This is a genomic window from Shewanella sp. SR44-4 (genome assembly GCF_014163715.1).
Taxonomy (GTDB): Bacteria; Pseudomonadota; Gammaproteobacteria; order Enterobacterales; family Shewanellaceae; genus Shewanella.
This window is the reverse complement of sequence record NZ_JACJDU010000003.1, coordinates 1-19,826: the sequence shown is the minus strand read 5'-3', so window position 1 is coordinate 19,826 and position 19,826 is coordinate 1. Positions and strand designations below refer to the sequence as shown.

General features: G+C 40.9%; 17 protein-coding genes. 6 read left to right on the top strand and 11 right to left on the bottom strand.

Features of this window, described 5'->3' with window-relative positions; genetic code table 11:
- Nucleotides 1–257 precede the first annotated feature (257 nt).
- From H5125_RS02360 to H5125_RS02320, 9 genes are all read right to left on the bottom strand, one after another.
- On the bottom strand, nt 258–1,355 hold the full coding sequence (locus H5125_RS02360; protein ID WP_182743430.1) for a sorbosone dehydrogenase family protein: 1,098 nt from the start codon (nt 1,353–1,355) through the stop codon (nt 258–260).
- Nucleotides 1,356–1,427: 72 nt separating this feature from the next.
- Nucleotides 1,428–2,213, bottom strand: coding sequence for an alpha/beta fold hydrolase (locus H5125_RS02355; RefSeq protein ID WP_182743429.1), 786 nt, complete (start codon nt 2,211–2,213; stop codon nt 1,428–1,430).
- 90 nt (nt 2,214–2,303) lie between these two features.
- A complete protein-coding gene (locus H5125_RS02350) occupies nt 2,304–3,158 on the bottom strand; it encodes a crotonase/enoyl-CoA hydratase family protein (RefSeq protein ID WP_182743428.1) in 855 nt (284 codons plus the stop codon).
- Nucleotides 3,159–3,168: 10 nt separating this feature from the next.
- The gene (locus tag H5125_RS02345; RefSeq protein WP_162023146.1) at nt 3,169–3,861 is read right to left on the bottom strand and encodes a crotonase/enoyl-CoA hydratase family protein; all 693 of its coding nucleotides are present in this window, start codon (nt 3,859–3,861) and stop codon (nt 3,169–3,171) included.
- Between the two features lie 34 nt (nt 3,862–3,895).
- Nucleotides 3,896–4,807, bottom strand: a complete 912-nt coding sequence (locus H5125_RS02340; protein WP_182743427.1) for a bile acid:sodium symporter family protein — start codon at nt 4,805–4,807, stop codon at nt 3,896–3,898.
- 86 nt (nt 4,808–4,893) lie between these two features.
- A complete protein-coding gene (locus H5125_RS02335) occupies nt 4,894–6,099 on the bottom strand; it encodes a DUF2855 family protein (RefSeq protein WP_182743426.1) in 1,206 nt (401 codons plus the stop codon).
- Between the two features lie 135 nt (nt 6,100–6,234).
- A complete protein-coding gene (locus H5125_RS02330) occupies nt 6,235–7,239 on the bottom strand; it encodes an alpha/beta fold hydrolase (protein ID WP_259395376.1) in 1,005 nt (334 codons plus the stop codon).
- Between the two features lie 25 nt (nt 7,240–7,264).
- Nucleotides 7,265–7,927 carry a nitroreductase gene (locus H5125_RS02325; RefSeq protein ID WP_182743424.1) on the bottom strand — a complete coding sequence of 221 codons (663 nt, stop codon included), beginning with the start codon at nt 7,925–7,927 and terminating at the stop codon, nt 7,265–7,267.
- Nucleotides 7,928–8,068: 141 nt separating this feature from the next.
- A complete protein-coding gene (locus H5125_RS02320) occupies nt 8,069–10,519 on the bottom strand; it encodes a TonB-dependent receptor (protein ID WP_182743423.1) in 2,451 nt (816 codons plus the stop codon).
- A gap of 576 nt (nt 10,520–11,095) precedes the next feature.
- On the opposite strand from H5125_RS02320, the gene H5125_RS02315 reads away from it, so the two are divergent.
- Both H5125_RS02315 and H5125_RS02310 read left to right on the top strand, forming a co-directional pair.
- Nucleotides 11,096–12,892, top strand: coding sequence for an acyl-CoA dehydrogenase C-terminal domain-containing protein (locus tag H5125_RS02315; RefSeq protein ID WP_182743422.1), 1,797 nt, complete (start codon nt 11,096–11,098; stop codon nt 12,890–12,892).
- A 270-nt stretch (nt 12,893–13,162) separates the two neighbouring features.
- The gene (locus tag H5125_RS02310) at nt 13,163–14,902 is read left to right on the top strand and encodes a DUF885 domain-containing protein (protein ID WP_182743421.1); all 1,740 of its coding nucleotides are present in this window, start codon (nt 13,163–13,165) and stop codon (nt 14,900–14,902) included.
- A 126-nt stretch (nt 14,903–15,028) separates the two neighbouring features.
- Here the strand turns inward: H5125_RS02310 and H5125_RS02305 are convergent, their stop codons facing one another.
- Nucleotides 15,029–15,637 (bottom strand): flavin reductase family protein, encoded by a 609-nt coding sequence (locus tag H5125_RS02305; RefSeq protein ID WP_101088256.1) that lies wholly within the window; start codon nt 15,635–15,637, stop codon nt 15,029–15,031.
- Between the two features lie 586 nt (nt 15,638–16,223).
- On the opposite strand from H5125_RS02305, the gene H5125_RS02300 reads away from it, so the two are divergent.
- Both H5125_RS02300 and H5125_RS02295 read left to right on the top strand, forming a co-directional pair.
- Nucleotides 16,224–16,511: a coiled coil domain-containing protein gene (locus H5125_RS02300; protein WP_162023137.1), complete on the top strand. Its 288-nt coding sequence runs from the start codon at nt 16,224–16,226 to the stop codon at nt 16,509–16,511.
- 187 nt (nt 16,512–16,698) lie between these two features.
- On the top strand, nt 16,699–17,166 hold the full coding sequence (locus H5125_RS02295) for a hypothetical protein (protein ID WP_162023135.1): 468 nt from the start codon (nt 16,699–16,701) through the stop codon (nt 17,164–17,166).
- 131 nt (nt 17,167–17,297) lie between these two features.
- Here the strand turns inward: H5125_RS02295 and H5125_RS02290 are convergent, their stop codons facing one another.
- Entirely contained in the window at nt 17,298–17,510 is a 213-nt protein-coding gene (locus H5125_RS02290; protein WP_011637494.1) for a hypothetical protein, read from the bottom strand.
- Nucleotides 17,511–17,890: 380 nt separating this feature from the next.
- On the opposite strand from H5125_RS02290, the gene nhaA reads away from it, so the two are divergent.
- Both nhaA and H5125_RS22435 read left to right on the top strand, forming a co-directional pair.
- Complete coding sequence (gene nhaA, locus H5125_RS02285; protein WP_182743420.1) at nt 17,891–19,252, top strand: Na+/H+ antiporter NhaA; 1,362 nt, start codon at nt 17,891–17,893, stop codon at nt 19,250–19,252.
- Between the two features lie 151 nt (nt 19,253–19,403).
- Entirely contained in the window at nt 19,404–19,619 is a 216-nt protein-coding gene (locus H5125_RS22435; protein ID WP_157822837.1) for a TetR/AcrR family transcriptional regulator, read from the top strand.
- The last annotated feature ends 207 nt before the right edge of the window (nt 19,620–19,826 follow it).

The following is a 19,826-nucleotide window of genomic DNA, read 5'->3' as shown; positions in this document are numbered from 1 at the left end:
ACGAGATTCAAAGATGGATCAATTCCCATGGCGACCTTTTCGCAGTTCTTGTTTTGTAAATAGCGAAAATGTTGCGGGGCGGCTGGGAGTTCCAAGAGGGAACAGCCGTTGGTTTCCACTTGGTCTGGTGTGGGCGAAGCGCCACGACGTTAGTGGCCGCAGGCCATATCTTAAATACACTTTTGTCCAAGAGTGAGTTTGATAGTGATCAAACTGTATCCCAGTCGTACAGCTAAAGCTTAACGCTTGGCTTTTTATTACTTGGTATAACTAATCCGATACACAGCATTGGCAAAGTCATCAGATACCAAGATAGAGCCATCTACCAGGGTCATCACATCAACTGGTCGGCCCCAGCTTTGTTCGCCTTCAAGCCAACCCGTGGCAAACGGCTTATAATCAATCACCTTATTCCCCTCAAGTGCCACCTGCATAATGCGATAACCCACTTTGTTAGTGCGGTTCCACGAGCCGTGCTGGGCAATTAAGATTGATTGTTTATAAGTAGCAGGGAATTGACTACCTTGATAAAACTCCATGCCTAATGCAGCAACATGAGCACCTAAGGTTAATACCGGAGGCGTGTTGAGTTTGGCGATTTTGGGGTTAGTAAAATCTGTATCGGCAATATCTGTGTTGTGAATATAAGGAAAACCAAAGTGTTTCCCAGTTTGAGTGACTCGATTAAGCTCATCATCGGGTAAATCATCGCCCATCATGTCGCGGCCATTATCGGTAAACCATAACTCACCTGTTTGTGGGTGAAAATCAAATCCGACACTGTTGCGTACACCTTGAGCGACGATAGTGGTTTGTTTTGTTTCAAGATCTAATTGTAAAATACTGGCAAAGGGAAGCTCACTTTCACACACATTACAAGGCGCGCCGACGGGAATGTACAGCTTTCCATCTGGGCCAAAAGCGATAAATTTCCAGCCGTGATGGGATTTGTTAGGCAGCTTGTCGTACACCAATTCTGGTTTAGGGATCTTGGGTAATGATTGTTCAATATCAGGATAACGCCAGATTTTATCGACTTCAGCGACATACAAACTGCCATTATGGTAAGCAAGACCGGATGGCATAAACAAATTCGTTGCGATAATGATTTTCTTGTCAGCTTTGAAGTCATTATCACTGTCTATAAGCGCATAAACATTGCCTGCTTTGCGACTGCCTACAAAAACAGTTCCGTTGTCACCAAGCGCCATCTGGCGCGCATTTTCAACATTTTCAGCATACACATCAATGGTAAACCCTGCTGGTAATTGGATGTTATTTAACGGCAGTGCATAGACTGAATAAGATAAGCCCAAAAGCGCGAGGGTAGATAGCAAACTGATTGGTTTAATCATATTGGGCCTCTTAAAATAGATTGTTTATCTGTTTGAGTTATTTGAGTTAGTTGCCAAGTGTAATGGTAATTATCACCAGTCTTTAATGATCTGTTTGACCATATTGGCGGTGTTTTCTGGTTGTTCTAATGGAAACATGTGTCCGCCATTGGGTAGCGTCATTAACTCGATGTCGTTCAGTTTTGCAAACCGAACAAAATGTTTAATCGGGAATATCTGAGTCTTTTCACCGTAAATCAGTTTTGCTGGCACGGTCAGTTTGTTTTTGTATTTAACAAGGTTGGTCGGTAAATGCCTAAAGATGTCGGCTTCGACGGCAGGAGAGAAGCTGAGCTCTAAACGTTTATTGCGTAGCACCACACTTGATGATGCATAGTCTTGTAAGCAACGAGAATCAAAGTTTTTAAACAATGTTTTCTGTGAAAAATAATCAACTAAGTTAGTGTTTTCTGGCCAGTGATTTTGGCGTGTGTTGGCTTTTCCTGCTGGAGAAAGCTTATCAATATAAGGTGTTCGCTTAATAAAACTCAGCAAATGTGAGAATGCGCCGGTGACGACAGGTGGATCGAGCATCACTAAACCTCGAAAAAGCTCAGGATGTTGGCAAGCAGCGATAAACGATATAACACCGCCGAATGAATGCCCAACACAAATGACTTTTTCATCTTGCTTCTTAATAAATTCAACAAGTTCAGTAACAAGGTGTTGCCAGTTATTGTGTATTGGATACAGAACATTATGGCCAAATTGATTGTGGGCAACGGTACGGTAGTCGTTATCAAACTCTTGTAGAAATGTTTTATAGCTGCCAGCGGGGAAGCCATTGGCATGCACTAGGTTTATCAAAGGTTTTGTCATAGTTCACTCTAAAGGGTTAGCGCTATTAATGATTAAATTAATTCAGTCATGAGCTAAGTTAATTGGCAATAACGCTGGTTTACCCAATGCTTAGAATATTTTTAATGGGTCAATTTGCGTTAACTCTTCAAATTCAGGCGCACGATTTTGCGCTTTCGCTTTAAAGATTTCCATCATGTCGTTTTGAGGTTGGAACATGCCGCTTTGCCATACCGACATGTAATGTAAACTGTCGGCGACACTGTGGTCGCGGGCATAGTTAATCATCTCTTTACAGCCGGTAACGGCTAAAGGCGAGCGGGCGGCAATATCTGCAGCAATGCCTAATACAGCAGTTAACATTGATGCTTGGTCTTCATATACATGATTAACTAATCCGGCTGCTTTGGCTTCAGCCGCAGGCATTCTTCGGCCTGTGTAGGCTAACTCTTTCACTAATCCGATTGAAATCAATTTAGGTAAACGCTGCAAGGTCCCTACATCAGCGGTCATGCCGAGTTTGGTTTCTTCGATGCTAAAAAAAGCGTCGCTGGTGCAATAACGGCAATCTGCCGCGGTGACCATATCAACGGCGCCGCCAATACAGCCACCTTGAATAGCCATTAACACAGGCATGCGAGCTGTTTCAAGCACGTTAAAGCAATCTTGTAGCTTGAGAACCAAGCGGCGTAATTGGTCGTGTTTACGGCCTAATTCGATATTCTCGTCGCGGTTACTCGCACTGAATACGGCTAAGTCCATACCAGCACTAAAATGCTTGCCAGTTGAGGAAATGACAATGGCGCGAGCCGCCGATTGATTATTGATATCGTGTATTACGCTTGGAAATTCATGCCAAAAATCGACGTTCATTGAATTTAACGCGTCAGGACGATTAAGGATAATGTGAGCCACTTTATCGGTAATGTCGACAGTGAGCGTTTGATAGGTCTTTTGCGATATCATATTTATATCCTTATAATTTCAATGAAATTTGCTTATCTTGCTCGATGGCTGCATCCAATGAGGCGAGAATAGTCTTACGCTCTTTTAATTTGGTGCCTAAATGCGCAGCCATATTCAGCGTTTGCATGTGTTTAGCCACGGCATGTGCAGTGTCCATGAGTTGTTCTGGCTCAACCACTTGATCGAGAAAACCTGCCATTACTGCTTGTTCTGGTGTAAATAACTCAGCATTGATTACCGCGCGCGACAGATAATTTTGCGGAATACGATTACGCGCGATTTCAATGCCTGCCTGATGCATAGTCATGCCAATAGCCACTTCGTTAAGGCCAATTTTAAACGGACCTGCGCTGCCAATACGGTAGTCGCAGCTGAGTAGTAAAAATGCGCCTTTGGCGATGGCATGGCCTGAACAGGCACCGATAATAGGCGTTGGGAATGCGAGCATTCTGCGGGCTAACGTTGAGCCTGCAGTGACCAAAGCAATTGCCGCTTCAGCGCTTTGCTTCATGGTTTTAAGGTCATAGCCGCCAGATAGAATTCCGGGTTGGCCAGTTATTATGACCACTGCATTTTGCTGCTCTGCATGGTCCAATGCACTGTTGATTTGGGCGATGACTTCAGGCGATATTGCGTTAACTTTGCCATTGCTAAGGGTAATAACATGCACATTGTTTTCAATTACTACGGTGATCAGTTCCATTGTTTACCTTTGTTATTTTAATTATTAGTTTCGTCTAGGCGTTATCGGCAACCACTTCGCCATTATTTTTCGATTTAAAATACTTGGAATTTAACATACCCGCTAGAATCCCTGCGGTAAAGAGCATTGTGAGGGTGTAAATCGCCGGCGTGAATGACATCTTGTAATTAGCCAACAATGTTAACGCCATAAACATGGATAAGGTACTGTTTTGTAGGCCGACTTCAATGGTAATGGACGTTCTTTGAGCAAGATTTAATCCAAACCATTTACTTGAATAATATCCTAATAGCATGGTTGAAATATTAAGAATAATCGATACCGGTCCTGCGGCGATAAGTGCAGGAATAACGATATCTTGCTGAATATACGTTAAAAATATAATTAACAACGTCAGAAACAATATGCCAAAGCGTGATACATGGACTTGAATACTTTCAGCAATTTTGGGAGCGTAACGTCTGATCAACATGCCCAGCAAAATAGGCACAATGGTCAGCTTCATTAAGCTAAACATGGTTGCCAGTATTGGTAACTGGAATTCATTGCCTTGCCCCATGAAGTGAATTAATGAGTAATTAAGCACCACGGGAATAGTAAACACGGTAATTAAACTGGCCACCGCCGTCATGGTGACCGACAGTGCCACATCACCTTTCGCTAAATGAGAAAACATATTGGATGTTGTGCCACCTGGACACAGTACCAGTAACATGACTCCTACTGCGTATTCTGGTTCTAATGGCATGATATTGGCTAATGCAAAGCCAATAATAGGTAACAAAAGTAGCTGGTTAGTTAATCCAATTGCAACTGCTTTAGGGTATTTAAGCACGCGTTTAAAATCGTCTGTCACTAAAGATAGCCCCATGCCCATCATAATTAAAAAGATGCACACTGGGATAACTTGCGAATTAACAAATGTCACTAATTCAATATCTTCCATAATAACCTCATTCAGATATGACCTTTATTGGGCCGATAACGTCCATTTTTATTTTTTAAACACGAGCTTGTTGATTGAGAGTTTGCCTATTGCTTACTTGGTTTGAGTGTATTTGGGTCTAACGATATGATTTGTCCAACAGATGCATCAGCTGTTCCGGCTAAAACCTGTTGGTAAATATCATTAACGTGGTGAAGATCATGGGTGTGGGAAATGGTGATAATGGATCTACAAAAGTCTATATAACGGAGTAACGATTGATTCATTTGTTTCATGGTTTCGCCAACCCCCCATTCAAGACTGCGTTTTTTCAATTGTGTTGGTGCAAAGAAGAATGTTGGAGGTGCACCTGGTAGCAGACCATCACTTTGTGTGTCTGTTAAGTCAATATCGCCATGATGGGTTGCACCGATCCGGCATGAATAGCGCAGTTGTTGGGTAAAGTGGTGATGAATGGCGGCTAAGGTGTTTTTACCACCGGCCATGTCCACTAAGATGGATGCCACATTGGCATCTAGGGTGGTGATGTCGTTATAGCTAATAACGACATCGTAACAACCTAATGATTCAACAAAACTGAGATTGGCCATTGAGGTAATGCCAACCGTGCTACGTTGGCCTCTTTGCTTGATGGCAAAGGCGAGGGCGATACTGGTTTTACTGGATGCACTGGTAATCAGATATTGCGTGGCATCGAAATAATTATTGTCGAACATAAAGTCATCCACTAACCAAGATGTGGTGAACAGTCCGCGTAATAAGATGTCGTAGTCTTCATTTTTTAGCTGATAAAAAGGATTGGCCGTAACACGATCAAAGCGCGCATAAACCGGAGATAAGCCTTCTCTGCATGGATTGATATCTGAAAACCCGCTTGGGTTAACTTTACCAGCAATGATTTTGAGATGGGTCGCCATTGGCATAAATCCCCACACTCGTTCACCGACGTTGATATCTTTGTTATTTGACGACACCACATCGGCAAACCCCATGACAGGTAATCGTCCCCATTGAGTTTGTTGAGCAGTATGCGTTGTAGACGTAATCGAATTTGAAGCTGTATCTGAAGGGACATTGTTAACAGGAAAGAATTGCCAATAACCTAATGTATCCCCAGTGATGCCATAGCTGATGTTATTTGCGGTTAACGCGAACTTACTCACCTTAAGCAATACTTCATTGTCAGCCAATGGCTGCTCAATATTCAGCTCAACAACACGTGTTTGTGACAAGTCATTTTTAGCCACTTCAAATACAAGTGTCGGCTGAACTTGTGATGTTAATGTCGTCATAAAATCCCTTTATCGTTATTATTATTTTGTTTGTTATTTAGCGCACTATATTGAGTTTGTTTTACAACGAGCCTTTAACTAAGGATGCAATTAACCTTTTGTTTTTAAATACTTTTAAATGTATTTAAATTGATATTAATCGTTTATAAAATTATTAATGGCGACATTCACTTCGTCTGGCCTTTCATGTTGTAGCCAATGACTGGTGTCTTGAAAACGCTTTATGGTGCAGTTATGCACATAGTGATGAATGTCATCGAGATTTTCATTAACGAAGGCAAGGTCTTGTTCGCCCCATAAAATCAATGTGGGAACATTGATCCGTATATTGGGTACTTTAAGCTGCGATGCTTGTTTAACGGGACTCGATTTAGTTGTGTCATTTTGAGTCGATGTTGTGTCTAGGGATGATGCCGTTGTTGAATTGCAACGTTGATTATCTGTGTCATTTTCTGCCAGTTGTGGCATAGCGCGATAATATTGCAACATGCCATTAATTGCGCCTGCTTGGCTCCACACTTGATTATATTGCGCTTTTACAGCGGCGGTAAACACGCTTGGGTTGGTACTAACCATGATGTCTTCGCTTAAATAGCGATAATCATCTTGCGTTAATAATGACTCCCCCGATGCGCTGATTAATTGATGTATATAAGCACTTTTTTTGCGTTGTAGTGGATTGTTAATCATTTCTCGAGTGAAGGTACTTGGGTGAGCCGCATTAACAATTATCAGCTTACTGATTAACTGAGCATGAAACGCTGCTAATGGCCAAGCAATAGCACCGCCCCAATCATGGGCGACTAAAATAACAGGCTGAGTAGGGCTAATTGCAGCAATAAACTTGGCCATAAAGCCGATAAGATTGGGTACCGCATAAAAACTAACATCGTCGGGTTTGTCGCTTAAGTTGTATCCCGGTAAGTCAGGTGCGATAACACGATAATGTGGTGAGAAAAAACTCAGTTGAGCTGACCATGTGCCCCAATACTCAGGAAATCCATGCAAAAAAATTATTGTCGCTTTGAGCACAGTGATGTCAGCTACAGCAGATACGTTATTTGCTTCAGTAGATTGCCCTGATTCAACGTAATGAATATTGACGTTATCCACTAAAATATTTTTATGCTCTAGTTTCATATTCAATCTCATTAGTCATGACTGGTTAATCGAAAAATGCCACAGCGTTTTCAATGGATTCACGATCGGTACGGGTATTGTTTACCGCTGCACTGTCATCGGCGTAACCAAAAGACATCCCAAATAAAATACCGCGCTCGGCAGGGAGGTTTAATATTTCTCTTACTGGGTCGGGGAATTGCCCTAATGCACCTTGCATGCAATTTGATATGCCGTGATCTGCCATAATCAATGACAGTGTTTGAGCATATATACCTAAATCAACAGCGCCCATAATGTCTAAGTATTTATCCATAGTGAAAAACACCGCATGTGGCGCATCAAAGAACTGCCAGTTACGTACCATCGCCATTTGACGGGCTTTTTTGTCTTCTCGTGCTACACCGATTGCACTATACAACGCATTCGCTGAGCCAAATTGACGATCACGATGAATACCTTGATATTGCGGTAGCCAATTAAAGTCAGGATTTGGCGAGGCGCCGCTCATGAGTGTTTCCATAAACTTTTGTTTCAATGTGTCTTTTGTCTGACCCGAAACCACACAAGTTTGCCATGGCTGCACATTACAATTGGAAGGAGAAAGCTGTGCATGGGCAAAAATCAAATCCAAGGTTTCCTTGGCAACCGGTTTGTCGAGAAAGGCGCGTGCTGAGTAACGGTTTTTTAATATTGATTCTATAGACATATAGGACACTCTTATTGTTTTATTGATAGTGAGTTTATAGCGTTATTAGCGATATAAATCAGTTGCTTAATCTTGATGTTAATAAAAAATCCTACAGTGGCAGTAAAGCGCTATTACCGTCACTGCAGACTGTTTAGCTAGTTAAAATTGGTACGAAATATTGGCTCCAAAGGTACGTGGTTGATTTGGATAACCATTAAAACTGCCCGCTTGAATTGGAGGTGGGAATGCCGACAACAGATATTCATCATTGGTTAAGTTACGCACCCAAAGCTGTAAACTGACGCCATTATCAAATGCCAGTCCCGTACTTGCGTTGAAGGTGTTTACCTCGCGAGATAATGATTCAGGGGTGTTTTCAGCCAGCTTAGTATCACTTTCGAAAAGGTAATCGGTACGAACATAGCCATCGGCACCATTAAATACTTCAAAGTTATACACAATACCGGCAGTGATACTAACTTCATGAATACCAGCCGGTTTCTCGCCAGATAAATCAACCGGTCCGTTTAAACCTGATGCACCAACAAACGAGTCGTAAACAGGGTCGAGGAAGGTACCCGCTAAGGTAAATGACCAATCTTCAGTGAGGTTATAATTAGAGTCGAACTCAATACCTTGGGTACTTTGTTTACCCGCATTAGCCAGTACATAACCTGTGCCAATGAAAATAGATGACTGAAACCCTTCAATGGTTTGATCAAATATGGTTGCGCTAAATGATCCGTGTTCGTATTGAGTCTTAATGCCCAGCTCGTACACCATTGCTTCTTCAGGTGAGGCATAACGGCCGCCATAAACCTGATTGGGAAGTGCTAAGCCTGCCGTTTCTAATGCAGATTGATCCGCTGCGAAAGGGCTTGAATAACGCGATAAGTTCCAAGACGTTGCTTTAAAACCTGTTGCTGCTGTAGCGAATATATTGACATTGTCATTAATTTCGTAAGCTAAGCGTAGTGACCACGTGGTTTTACTATCATCTGATTGATTGTTTTCAACAGCATTTGGCAACCCCAGCATAGGGGGTAAAAACTGCAAACTTTTAATCACTGGTACCGCAGGTGCCAACTGAGGAATACTGCCAATAGGCACGCCATACAATGTTGGTACTGTGTCTAAATCGAGTGCAGAAAGGACATCGGAATGTTGTTGAGTGATGTTGATTTCTTTTTGGTCATTGGTGTAACTCACGCCAAATATGGCGGTAAAATCGTCGCTGATATGGTAATCAAAACTGGCAAATATCGAGTAAGCATCATTTTCTTGTTCAAACTCAGAACTTACTGCCGAGTCACCTGAGAAAAATGTGCCGGGATCCAAGCCATATACTCCTTCAACACCCGCTAATAAACCCGGAGCACCACCAGCAGCCATCAACACATCAAAGTAATTTCTAATGTCGTTACCATAATACAAGGTATCGCCAGTGGTCACTTCTTCATGAAAAATGAATGCGCCAAACATCCATTCGAGCTGACGTTCACCGGTAGAGGTTAAGCGAAACTCTTGGGTAATTGTTTCGATATCGGTGTAGCCGCCTTCGTTCAAAATATCGAGAGAAGTGTAATCGACATCATTCATAAAATCAGAATCGTTGGTACGAAATGCACTGATTGAGGTAAATGAATAACCATCAAAATCAACATCTAGCTGCAGTGATACTCCACCATCTTTGACGTTGTTATCGGGATTAGAATTAAGAGTAGATTGATAAGCAAATGAATCTGTTTCATCAAGGTCCATGCCCCCGAGCGCACGCACAGCGCCAGTAGTAGGGCCATTAATTGAATTCTCTACGGTACAGCATGCTTCTTCAATTTTACTATAGTCAGCAATTAATCGAAGTTTTACGTCTTCAGTTGGTTCGTACAGTGCCTGACCTCGAATATTCCAACGGTCACGGTCGTTAATATCGTCTAATCCCACCACACTTTCAGTGTAACCATCTCGTTTGTTCAATCCACCAGAAACACTAAATGCTAAATTATCGGTTATGCCATTGGTGTAATAACCTTTAATTTCTTTTTGGTTGAAATTACCTACGCCAACTTCAATTTTACCTTCTTGATAATAAGCGGGTTCTCGCGTGGTGACGCTAATGACCCCAGCAGAAGCATTTTTACCAAACAAGGTACTTTGTGGTCCACTTAGCACTTCAATTTGCTGCAGTCTTGGTAAGTCACCTATTTGAGATGCCGCACGAGAGCGATACACACCATCGATAAATACCCCAACAGAAGGCTCAATACCCGTATTGTTGGTGCCATTACCAAAGCCACGAATTGAGAAGTTGGTGTTAGTTGAACGTTGTAGTGGGGTGACGCGTAGAGTTGGTACCAGAGTTTGTAAGTCTGTTATGTCCATTACTTTAGCTTGCTCTATTGCTTTGCTACTCACTACCGTAATGGCCACAGGAGATTCCTGTAATCCTTTGGCACGTTTAGATGCCGTTACGACGATTCTTTCTATATCGTCTGCACTTTTTTGTGCTTTTGGTTTTTCATCTTCAGCATTTGCAGCTGAGCTCATTACTCCCATAATCGCAAATGCGAGTAAAGAATGCTTAAAATATGTTGATTTATTATTATTCATTTATTTCCCCAGACGATGACTAATCGTTATTAAACAAGCTTGCCAATACATTGATTTACAAAAGATATGTATGACGCTTAAGCGTTCTTATTTGTAACCTGTAAATATATAGCGTTGTAAAATTAGCGTTATTCAATAACATCAAGGGGGGATCAATCAGCTTAATTTTCTATGTTGAAAAATTATCCTGAAAATACGTCATTACCACTTTAGTGAACAATTAACCGCCAAATCATGCTAGGGGGTGTTTTATAATTAAACAAATCAATTATTTTGATAAGCAACTATTCATATAACGAATAATGCACTGAGGAATTTCACCGTCTGAGTGTTTTTAGTTATGCGTAGGATGAATAATCGTCGAGGGCTGAGGCGGTTTTGTTGCGAAGTGGTTGCTGAAAGTCTAACAATACCGACAAACTATAATTCAAACGAATGTATACATATAATTATTATGCATTTGGATAATACTTGTAGTTAACTTAGCATCGGTAGTAACAAATATTATTTGCATGGAAAAATTCATCCAAATAATCACTAACTAGATATAGATTGATAATGACATGGAGAGTAACAATGCCTGAATATAAAGCCCCCATTCGTGACGTAAAATTTGTTATGCAAGAACTGCTAGATTGTGAAGGGCACTATCAGCGTTTGGGTTACCAAGATGCCAGTATCGATATGGTTGATGCGATTATTGCTGAAGCGGCAAAATTAACCGAACAGGTTGTGGCACCATTAAACCAAATAGGCGATCAGCAAGGTTGTACATGGAACGACGGTGTGGTGACCACACCAGATGGTTTTAAAGAGGCGTACGCTCAATATGTAGAAGGTGGTTGGCCAACGTTATCTCAGTCTGAAGAGTTTGGTGGCCAAGGATTACCGCATTCATTAAATATCAGTATTGCTGAGATGTTTTCCAGTGCTAACCATAGCTTTGCCATGTATCCAGGGCTAAGTCATGGCGCTTTAGCCACCATTGAAGCACACGGCACAGAATCTCAAAAACAACAATTTATGCCAAAGTTAGTTGAAGGTAAGTGGACTGGCACAATGTGTTTAACTGAGCCGCATTGTGGTACCGATTTAGGTATGTTGCGCACCAAGGCTGAGTTACAGGCCGATGGACGTTATTCATTAAGCGGCACTAAAATCTTTATCTCAGCTGGCGAGCATGATCTTTCTGACAACATTGTCCATATCGTTATTGCCCGTATTCCTGGTGCGCCAGAAGGTAATAAAGGTATCTCGTTATTTATCGTACCTAAATTCAACGTTAATGAAGATGGCACCATTTCAGATAGAAACGGCGTGAGTTGTGGTTCTATTGAACACAAAATGGGCATTAATGGTAACGCGACCTGTGTGATTAATTTCGACGACGCTACAGGACATTTGATTGGTGAACCGAATCGCGGCCTTAAGTGCATGTTCACCTTTATGAATGCTGCCCGTATTGGCGTTGCTAGTGAAGGTGTTGCGGCTGCTGAAGCGTCATTCCAGGGGGCTTTGGCATACGCAAAAGATCGTCTACAAATGCGTTCAATCAGCGGGGTTAAAAATCCTAACGGCCCAGCTGACCCAATCATTGTTCATCCAGATGTTCGCAGAATGCTGTTAACTCAGAAATCGATTGCTGAAGGTGGCCGTGCGTTAATTTCGTATCTTGCCCAGCTAGTTGATATTGGCCATGCCGAAAAAGACGAAGCCATTAAAGCTGATGCTGAAACAAAGTTAGCCTTATTAACGCCGATTGCTAAAGCATTCCTTTCAGAGCTGGGTTTTGAATGTACCAGCCACGGTGTGCAGATTTTTGGTGGTCATGGCTTTATCAAAGAGTGGGGCATGGAACAGTTAATGCGCGATACCAAGATTAGCTGTTTATATGAAGGTACTACCGGTATTCAGGCATTAGACTTACTGGCGCGTAAAATTATTGGTACTCAGGGTGAAGTATTAAAGCCTTTCTCTAAAGACGTTACCGTATTCTGCCAACAAAACATGGATAACCCAGCCATGGCTGAGTTTATTAAACCGATTATGGCTTATGCCAAAGAGTGGCATGAACTGACCGTGTTAATTGGTGGCAAGGCGATGAAAAACCCGGATGAAATCGGCGGGGCGTCTGTGGATTACTTGATGTATGCCGGTTACGTCACACTCGCTTTCTTCTGGGCGAAAATGGCGAAAGTGGCGCAAGATAAATTGGCTGCAGGCACCACCGAGCCAGCGTTCTATGAGGCTAAAATTAAAACAGCTCAGTTCTTTATGCAGCGCATGCTGCCAAGGGCTAAAGGCCATGCGGCATGTATTGCCAATGGTGTCGATTCTATGATGGCACTTGATAGCGAAGACTTTGCTTTTTAATTGAGCAATTATATCATCCGCTAAAATCGATTATATTCTCGATAGAACAAGCCGCAGCGTCAATCGCTGCGGTTTTTTATTGGCTGCGAAGTAACAATACAGATGTAACTCATGCACTGACTGTTTTTCTAATCATTACTTTAAAAGGGTTTACTTTATAACCTGATTTGTTGATCACTATTCGTTACAGATTAGTTAATTCAGCGCTCATCACTTTAGATCTTTATTCGGTTATAGTAATCACTTCATAATAAAAAAAGGACTAAGCCGATGTCAGGCAAAATACTCACGTCTGTGATTCCACTACTTGCTCTTATTCCGTTGACATCATCAGCGGAATCCTGGGTTGATGTCAGTAATGCATACACCAACAAACAAATTCAGGTAACGAGTCAATTTCAACCTGAAATGGCAAGTTCAATTGGCATTACTGAAACCGATAGTCAATGCAGCAGCATTACTAAGGCACAACAAGATAAGTATATTCGTACTCTTGAAACCAGTAAAAAGACGTTGTTACAAGCGCTTAAAACTGAAAAATCATTGCAGGTTCGTCAAGACCTCAACATTATTATCAACAATATTGATCAGACCATTGCCTCGGGTAAATTAGAAGACAAATACATGTTGCCTTGGGTGGACGTGCCGTTAATTATATTTAGAGGCGTGTCGGCATTATTAGATGATCAAATGTCAGATACACGTAAACAAGCGGCTAATACTCGTTTAGCGTGTTATGTCGGTAAAACGGGTCAACCTGCGTTAACTGAACAAGCAAAAACCTTGTATGAAGCCGCATTAGCCAACAAAAAATTAATGGGGCCAACAAAAGAAGAAGTAAACCAAGCACTGGCAAGAACCGATACCTTATTGCAAGGTTTGCAGCAGTTGTTTGAGAAAAATGAATTCATAAAAGCCGATGAGAATTTGTCGCTACTAAAGCAGCAAATTGCAGATTACCGTCAGTGGGCAGAAAAAACCGTTATTCCAACTAGCCGAGATGACTTCCGCTTACCGTCAGAAATTTACGCTTTAAAACTCAAAACAGTTGGCATTGATATCGAACCTGAGTTGTTAATTGAACGCGCGAAAGCAAGCTATATGATAACCAAAGCCAACATGCAGGCGTTAGCGCCGTTGGTTGCGCAAAAGTTTAATATGCCATCAAGTGATTATCGCGATGTGATAAAAGCACTTAAAAAAGACTCTTTAGACAACGATAAGATTGAAGATCATTATCGAGCCATTAATAAAAAACTTGAAGCGTTAATCACTCAGAAAAAAGTGGTCAATTTACCTGAGCGCGACATGATTATGCGATTGGCCAGCGAAGCAGAGGCTGCGGGCAGTCCAGCGCCTCATATGTTACCGCCACCGTTTATTGGTAATACGGGTGAACAAGGGCAATTTGTACTGACAACCGGTAACCCTGCATTAACCGGGGATGCTGCTTACGATGACTTTAATTTTAATGCCGTTGCTTATACATTAAGTGCTCATGAAGGCAGACCTGGGCATGAATTACAATTTGCGGTCATGTTGGAGCAGGGCGTGTCACTCGCACGTGTTTATTATGCTTTTAACAGCGTAAACGTTGAAGGTTGGGCACTGTATGCCGAAGCTGAAATGTTGCCATACCTTCCTATTGAAGCACAGCTTATAGCGCTTCAGCATCGACTATTACGTAATGCTCGCGCCATGTTAGATCCGATGTTGAACCTAGGTCTAACAACAAAAGAAAACGCCTATGCATTGTTACGCAATGACGTGGTATTTTCAGAAGCGGCAGTGAAACAAGAAGTGGATCGATACACCATGAGAATGCCTGGTCAGGCTGGCAGTTACTTTTATGGCTTATCACGATTATTGGAGATCAGGGCCGACGTCGAAATAGCCCTAGGCGATAAGTTTGATCGCTTGGCATTTAATAACTTTGTGTTAGAGCAAGGCTTAATTCCACCCAATTTAATGGCAGAAGCCGTTAAAGAACGCTTTTTAACTAAAAAGTAAAATACGTTGATATTGATAAATCCCATTTAGTTAAATGGGATTTATCAAATACGGCTCGTATTCTGGCTATTTTATGCAGCCGCACATGCTATAAATTAGCTTAAGCACGATAAAATTATGTCACCGCTATTTTTTAGCATAAGGCAAACGAGCCAGTTTATTGCCTGTGTAGTAACAATCGAGCCCGCTAATCGCTACCGTATCAATAGTGTGTAAATCTATAAACCCATCAGTTTGAACCGCATCATCGTCTACATACACGTCAACTATTTCACCAATAACAAACTCGGTACCATTGATAGCTAAATGTTGATGCTCTACTAGCTTAACTGAATATTTTAGGCGGCTTTCTTTTACAAAAGGCGCGCTAAAGTCTGATAGATATTCAGGCGTTAATCCCGTCGCTTCAAACTCTGATTCATCTTTATCATATCGAGCAGATGTTTGATGAGCTTGCTCATAAATAGATTGATTGACTTGATTAATGGTATACAAGCCGGTTTGTAAAATATTTTCAAAGGTATGACGCGGCACACTGTGAGGGCGGATTATCATACCAACCAGCGGCGGATTGGCACCTAGGTGAATAACCGAACTGACAATCGACAAATTAGTGTTGCCCTGTAAATCTTGTGTACCTATTAAATTAGCGCTTTTAAATCCTGACAGTGAATTGATTAAATGGCTACGGGTGTGTTTTTCAAGCGCGTCTAAGCGCTCTTTGGTAAAATGCATTAAAAGTCCTTAACACTAACTAGTGCAACCTTATCAATCAAAATTGGCTGCTTCACCAATTAACGCTACATCTGGGATATTGTTCGTCAATTTGCATTATATGATATCTAGGCCATAAATTATTTCATCTGAGTGTGTTTTTGCTTGTAAATGACTCATTAGCTTTATGGTTATAATTCATTGATATTAATGCTAAATAAATCAAACCAATATACCTCTAGTATGATTTATTCATGTTAGTTTGTTTCTAGCTACTGTATTTCGATACTGCGCAGTGCTCAATTGCCTTGATAAATAACCATCATGTATCTCATGTATCTCATATAACAGCTTAAATTTTTTAATCGCAGGCTTTTTTACGAGCAAAGGTAGCAAATAGATCCATTAACATATCTTCATAACGATATTACATGACAAGCAATAATGAGGCAGAAGTGAGCAATATGCCGCCTTGCGTGGTAACGTAAATTTAGGCTGGTAAATTTATGCCGGTAAATAATCAAATATGCTGAGGCCCAGTGATTCAAATAAACTAGAAACACTTAAAATGTATAGCGTATCCAATGTATTTAAAAGGACAATCATTATGAGTAAGAAACAAGCATACGAAAAGAAATTGCAAGCGCAGCTCGACGAGTGGAGCGCTGATATCGACAAACTTAAAGCAAAAGCTGATGCGGCCGCAGCTGATGAGCAGCTTGAATACTACAAACAAATAGAGCAACTTCAGTCTATGAAGGACACTGCCAATAAAAAGCTTACTGAGCTTAAAAAGGCCGGTGACGATGCTTGGGAAGACATAAAAGTCGGTATTGACAGCGCCTGGGATTCGCTTGGTTCGGCATTTAAGTCTGCGACGTCAAGATTCAAATAAGCATGCTACATAATAGAAACTCGAGTTAATAGTATCCCTACATTATGGCGGCCAATCATTAATGAGTTTATGCATTAAATGATACAAGCAAGTATCAATATTGGATGAACACCTTCGCTTCAAATGTGTGTACACATTAATAGCTGAATGGGCCACGTTGGTTGATAAATTCTTAGAGGGAAAAAATATGAAAAAACTGTTTAATAAGATTTTCGCTGGAGTTCATTTGTTCGCAGCTGTAGTGCTTATCATCTTATCTTTGATAATTATGCTGTGGTCCATTTATGAGGTCATTTCTGGCATACAGTATGACTCTGGATTTATTCCATTAATGCTTCAATCTGTCGCTGCTATCATTATTGCAGCAGCCATTATTGATGTAGCACAGTATATGATGGAAGAAGAGGTTTTTAAGGACAAAGAGCTGCGAGATCCCAAAGAGGCAAGACGAACAATTACAAAAATTATTGTCATTATTACTATAGCAGTCAGCATTGAAGGACTGGTTTTTATATTTAAAGCAGGAACGAAAGACCTTAGCCTTTTGCTCTATCCAGCCTTACTTATTATGGTATCAGCTATCTTAATTGTCGCACTTGGTGTATATCAAAAATTAAGCGCTACTATAGAAAAAAGAGAAGAGGAAAGTATATAGTCATTTGTGAACAATGGTTTTTATGTATCGCTTAGATAAGTATTTATTCGCCGCTATAAGCGGCGATTCTCTTAAGGGAAAATGGCTAGCTAAATAGAGAGGACATCAACACACTATATTTCTTTGTTTAGCTATTTTTCAGGAATATCTTCAAGTAATTTTATGATAGTACGATTATTGTTTAGATGGGCTAGGTCAAGGAGGTAGCTTTTCTCAAGCTCTTGCATCGGTTCATCTGCCAATAATTCCTTTACTAACTGCTCTTCATCATTTGCAATGGCGGTTTTCAAGGCTGCAAAAGTCGCGATACTGTGTTTATGTTGATCAGTATTGTTAGATCCCATTAGTTTCGCTCCGTTAATTGTTCGATATTTATGTCATAGCGGGTTACCACACTAACAATATAACCGTGTATGTTGCAATCATAGTGATGGTAAATATACCGAAACAGACCAGAATACATAGTCAGTTGATTAAACCGATTACAGTCATATTCTCAGGCGTGTCTTGACAGTTTATCAGCAATGTTAATCGCTTAGCTCCGCTGGTTTGGCAAACGTGATGCTAGGTTTGCATTAAATTTCAGCGCGATTGACAGGATATAAAGCCGTTTTGTTAGCAAAGATGGTATCGTATTTACTCGATGTTTAATGTATTGATTTTAAAGGGTTCTGGATACATTCTTCGGTTAAAAAATCATGCAATAACGTGATGGAGACAAGTTATGGGTTACGAAATAAAGGAAGAGAATCGTGATCATGCTCCGTTAGAGCGTGGTTTTCTTAAGTTTTCATTACCTGTGGAGTCATTCATCGATAGCCAGATCGTAGCTGGAATCGTGTTACTTGTTTCGGCAATAGCCGCAATTCTTATGGTTAACTTAGGATGGCAACACAGTTATGAAGCACTCAGTACACTTAAATTAACTATTTCTCTTGGCGATTGGTCAATAAGTCATTCCTTACATTATTGGATCAATGATGGCTTGATGGTGTTGTTTTTTTTCATTTTAGGATTAGAAATAAAATATGAATGTTTGGTCGGCGCTCTTAGCGATTTAAAAGATGCTGCATTAGTTATTGTTATGGCATTAGGGGGCATGGTGCTCCCAGCACTGATATATTCAAGCATTATTTGGATTAGTGACTCGTCCAATGCGTATCAAGGTTGGGGTGTTCCTATGGCCACAGACACGGCATTTGCTATAGGTATTTTAACACTGTTAGGCGCTAAAGCACCTCGGGCTGCTTACATTATTCTTACGGGTTTAGCCATTGTAGATGACATGGGAGCCGTTGCTGTTATTGGATTATTTTATACTGAACAAATCGAAGTTCTGTCATTATTGTGGGCTGCTCTGACGTTATTAGTGTTATTTTTTATCAACATTCTGGGCATAAGAAAACCTATTTTCTATTTAATGGGCGGTTTTTTTCTTTGGTGGTTTATTCTTCAATCAGGCGTACATGCAACCACGGCCGGTCTTTTAGCTGCAATGATGGTACCGACGCGTCCTTATACCAATAAAATTTGGTTTCGTCGTAAAATGCAAAATGTCATTCAAGAATTTAAGGACGTAGACAGTGTAGACACTCCTATCCTTGAGAATGAAAAACAACACGCACTTGCTGTAAAGGCCGAAGATATTGCCAAGCAAAGTACAGCGCCGATATTACGTTGGGGCTATACGCTAGACAAACCCGTTAGCCTTATTATTTTACCTTTGTTTGCTTTTTTGAACGCAGGTGTAATGTTACCCACAATGATTCCTGAATTTAAAGATACTGTGGTCACACTAGCAATAATACTCGCATTGGTGTTGGGAAAAGGCATTGGTATTAGCCTTTTTGCTTGGTTAGGGTTAAAAGTGGGTGCGGTAAGGTTACCTAATGGGGTGACATTCCCTCATATCATAGGTATCGGATTTTTAGCGGGTGTAGGCTTTACAATGTCATTGTTTATATCAGCCTTAGCATTTGAGGGGCAGCCCGCTTTAATCGAACAAGCTAAGCTGGGTATCCTTTTCGGTTCATTATTAGCCGGGATAATAGGGGCTACTATATTGTTTTTGGTTTCTGATGATTAAGTTAAATTAGTTAGCCCCAATTAGCGTATCGAGACGAATAGATAATAGTCAATTTCAATAATGTCAATGTCAACGTCAATAATGTTAACGTCAATAATGTCAACGTATTGATAGGTACTGGAAATGGGCCAAAAGTGATGGCAAAGAACGTTTGCTACAAGCAATATTAGATTTAATGTGGCAGAGCAGCTATGGCACTCTCACTATTGATGCTATATGTGAGCGAGCCGGCGTCAAGAAGGGCTGCTACTATTTTTTCAAATCTAAATCAGAACATGTTACTGAGGCCATCCTCGACGGATTGGAGATAAAAAAGCCGAAAATGAACACCTTTTTCGCTAACCAGGCCACCTTTAGAACGACTTAAAGCCTACCTTGACGATATACAACAAACACTAATTGAAGCTATCGAGAAACATGGCCGCGTGTTGGGTTGCCCACATTTCTGTATGGATGATGAAATAAGCAGTATTGAAACTGTTGATTGTCACGCGCGTTAGGATTTATTTAAAAACGTAGATGCTTATCTATTTATCTATTTATCTATTTATCTAACTATTTATCTAACTATTTA

Bases quoted from the DNA above. Each gene is read 5' to 3' on its own strand.
- H5125_RS02360 (WP_182743430.1), bottom strand. From the start codon at position 1,355: ATGATTAAACCAATCAGTTTGCTATCTACCCTCGCGCTTTTGGGCTTA.
- H5125_RS02355 (WP_182743429.1), bottom strand. From the start codon at position 2,213: ATGACAAAACCTTTGATAAACCTAGTGCATGCCAATGGCTTCCCCGCT.
- H5125_RS02350 (WP_182743428.1), bottom strand. From the start codon at position 3,158: ATGATATCGCAAAAGACCTATCAAACGCTCACTGTCGACATTACCGAT.
- H5125_RS02345 (WP_162023146.1), bottom strand. From the start codon at position 3,861: ATGGAACTGATCACCGTAGTAATTGAAAACAATGTGCATGTTATTACC.
- H5125_RS02340 (WP_182743427.1), bottom strand. From the start codon at position 4,807: ATGGAAGATATTGAATTAGTGACATTTGTTAATTCGCAAGTTATCCCA.
- H5125_RS02335 (WP_182743426.1), bottom strand. From the start codon at position 6,099: ATGACGACATTAACATCACAAGTTCAGCCGACACTTGTATTTGAAGTG.
- H5125_RS02330 (WP_259395376.1), bottom strand. From the start codon at position 7,239: ATGAAACTAGAGCATAAAAATATTTTAGTGGATAACGTCAATATTCAT.
- H5125_RS02325 (WP_182743424.1), bottom strand. From the start codon at position 7,927: ATGTCTATAGAATCAATATTAAAAAACCGTTACTCAGCACGCGCCTTT.
- H5125_RS02320 (WP_182743423.1), bottom strand. From the start codon at position 10,519: ATGAATAATAATAAATCAACATATTTTAAGCATTCTTTACTCGCATTT.
- H5125_RS02315 (WP_182743422.1), top strand. From the start codon at position 11,096: ATGCCTGAATATAAAGCCCCCATTCGTGACGTAAAATTTGTTATGCAA.
- H5125_RS02310 (WP_182743421.1), top strand. From the start codon at position 13,163: ATGTCAGGCAAAATACTCACGTCTGTGATTCCACTACTTGCTCTTATT.
- H5125_RS02305 (WP_101088256.1), bottom strand. From the start codon at position 15,637: ATGCATTTTACCAAAGAGCGCTTAGACGCGCTTGAAAAACACACCCGT.
- H5125_RS02300 (WP_162023137.1), top strand. From the start codon at position 16,224: ATGAGTAAGAAACAAGCATACGAAAAGAAATTGCAAGCGCAGCTCGAC.
- H5125_RS02295 (WP_162023135.1), top strand. From the start codon at position 16,699: ATGAAAAAACTGTTTAATAAGATTTTCGCTGGAGTTCATTTGTTCGCA.
- H5125_RS02290 (WP_011637494.1), bottom strand. From the start codon at position 17,510: ATGGGATCTAACAATACTGATCAACATAAACACAGTATCGCGACTTTT.
- nhaA (WP_182743420.1), top strand. From the start codon at position 17,891: ATGGGTTACGAAATAAAGGAAGAGAATCGTGATCATGCTCCGTTAGAG.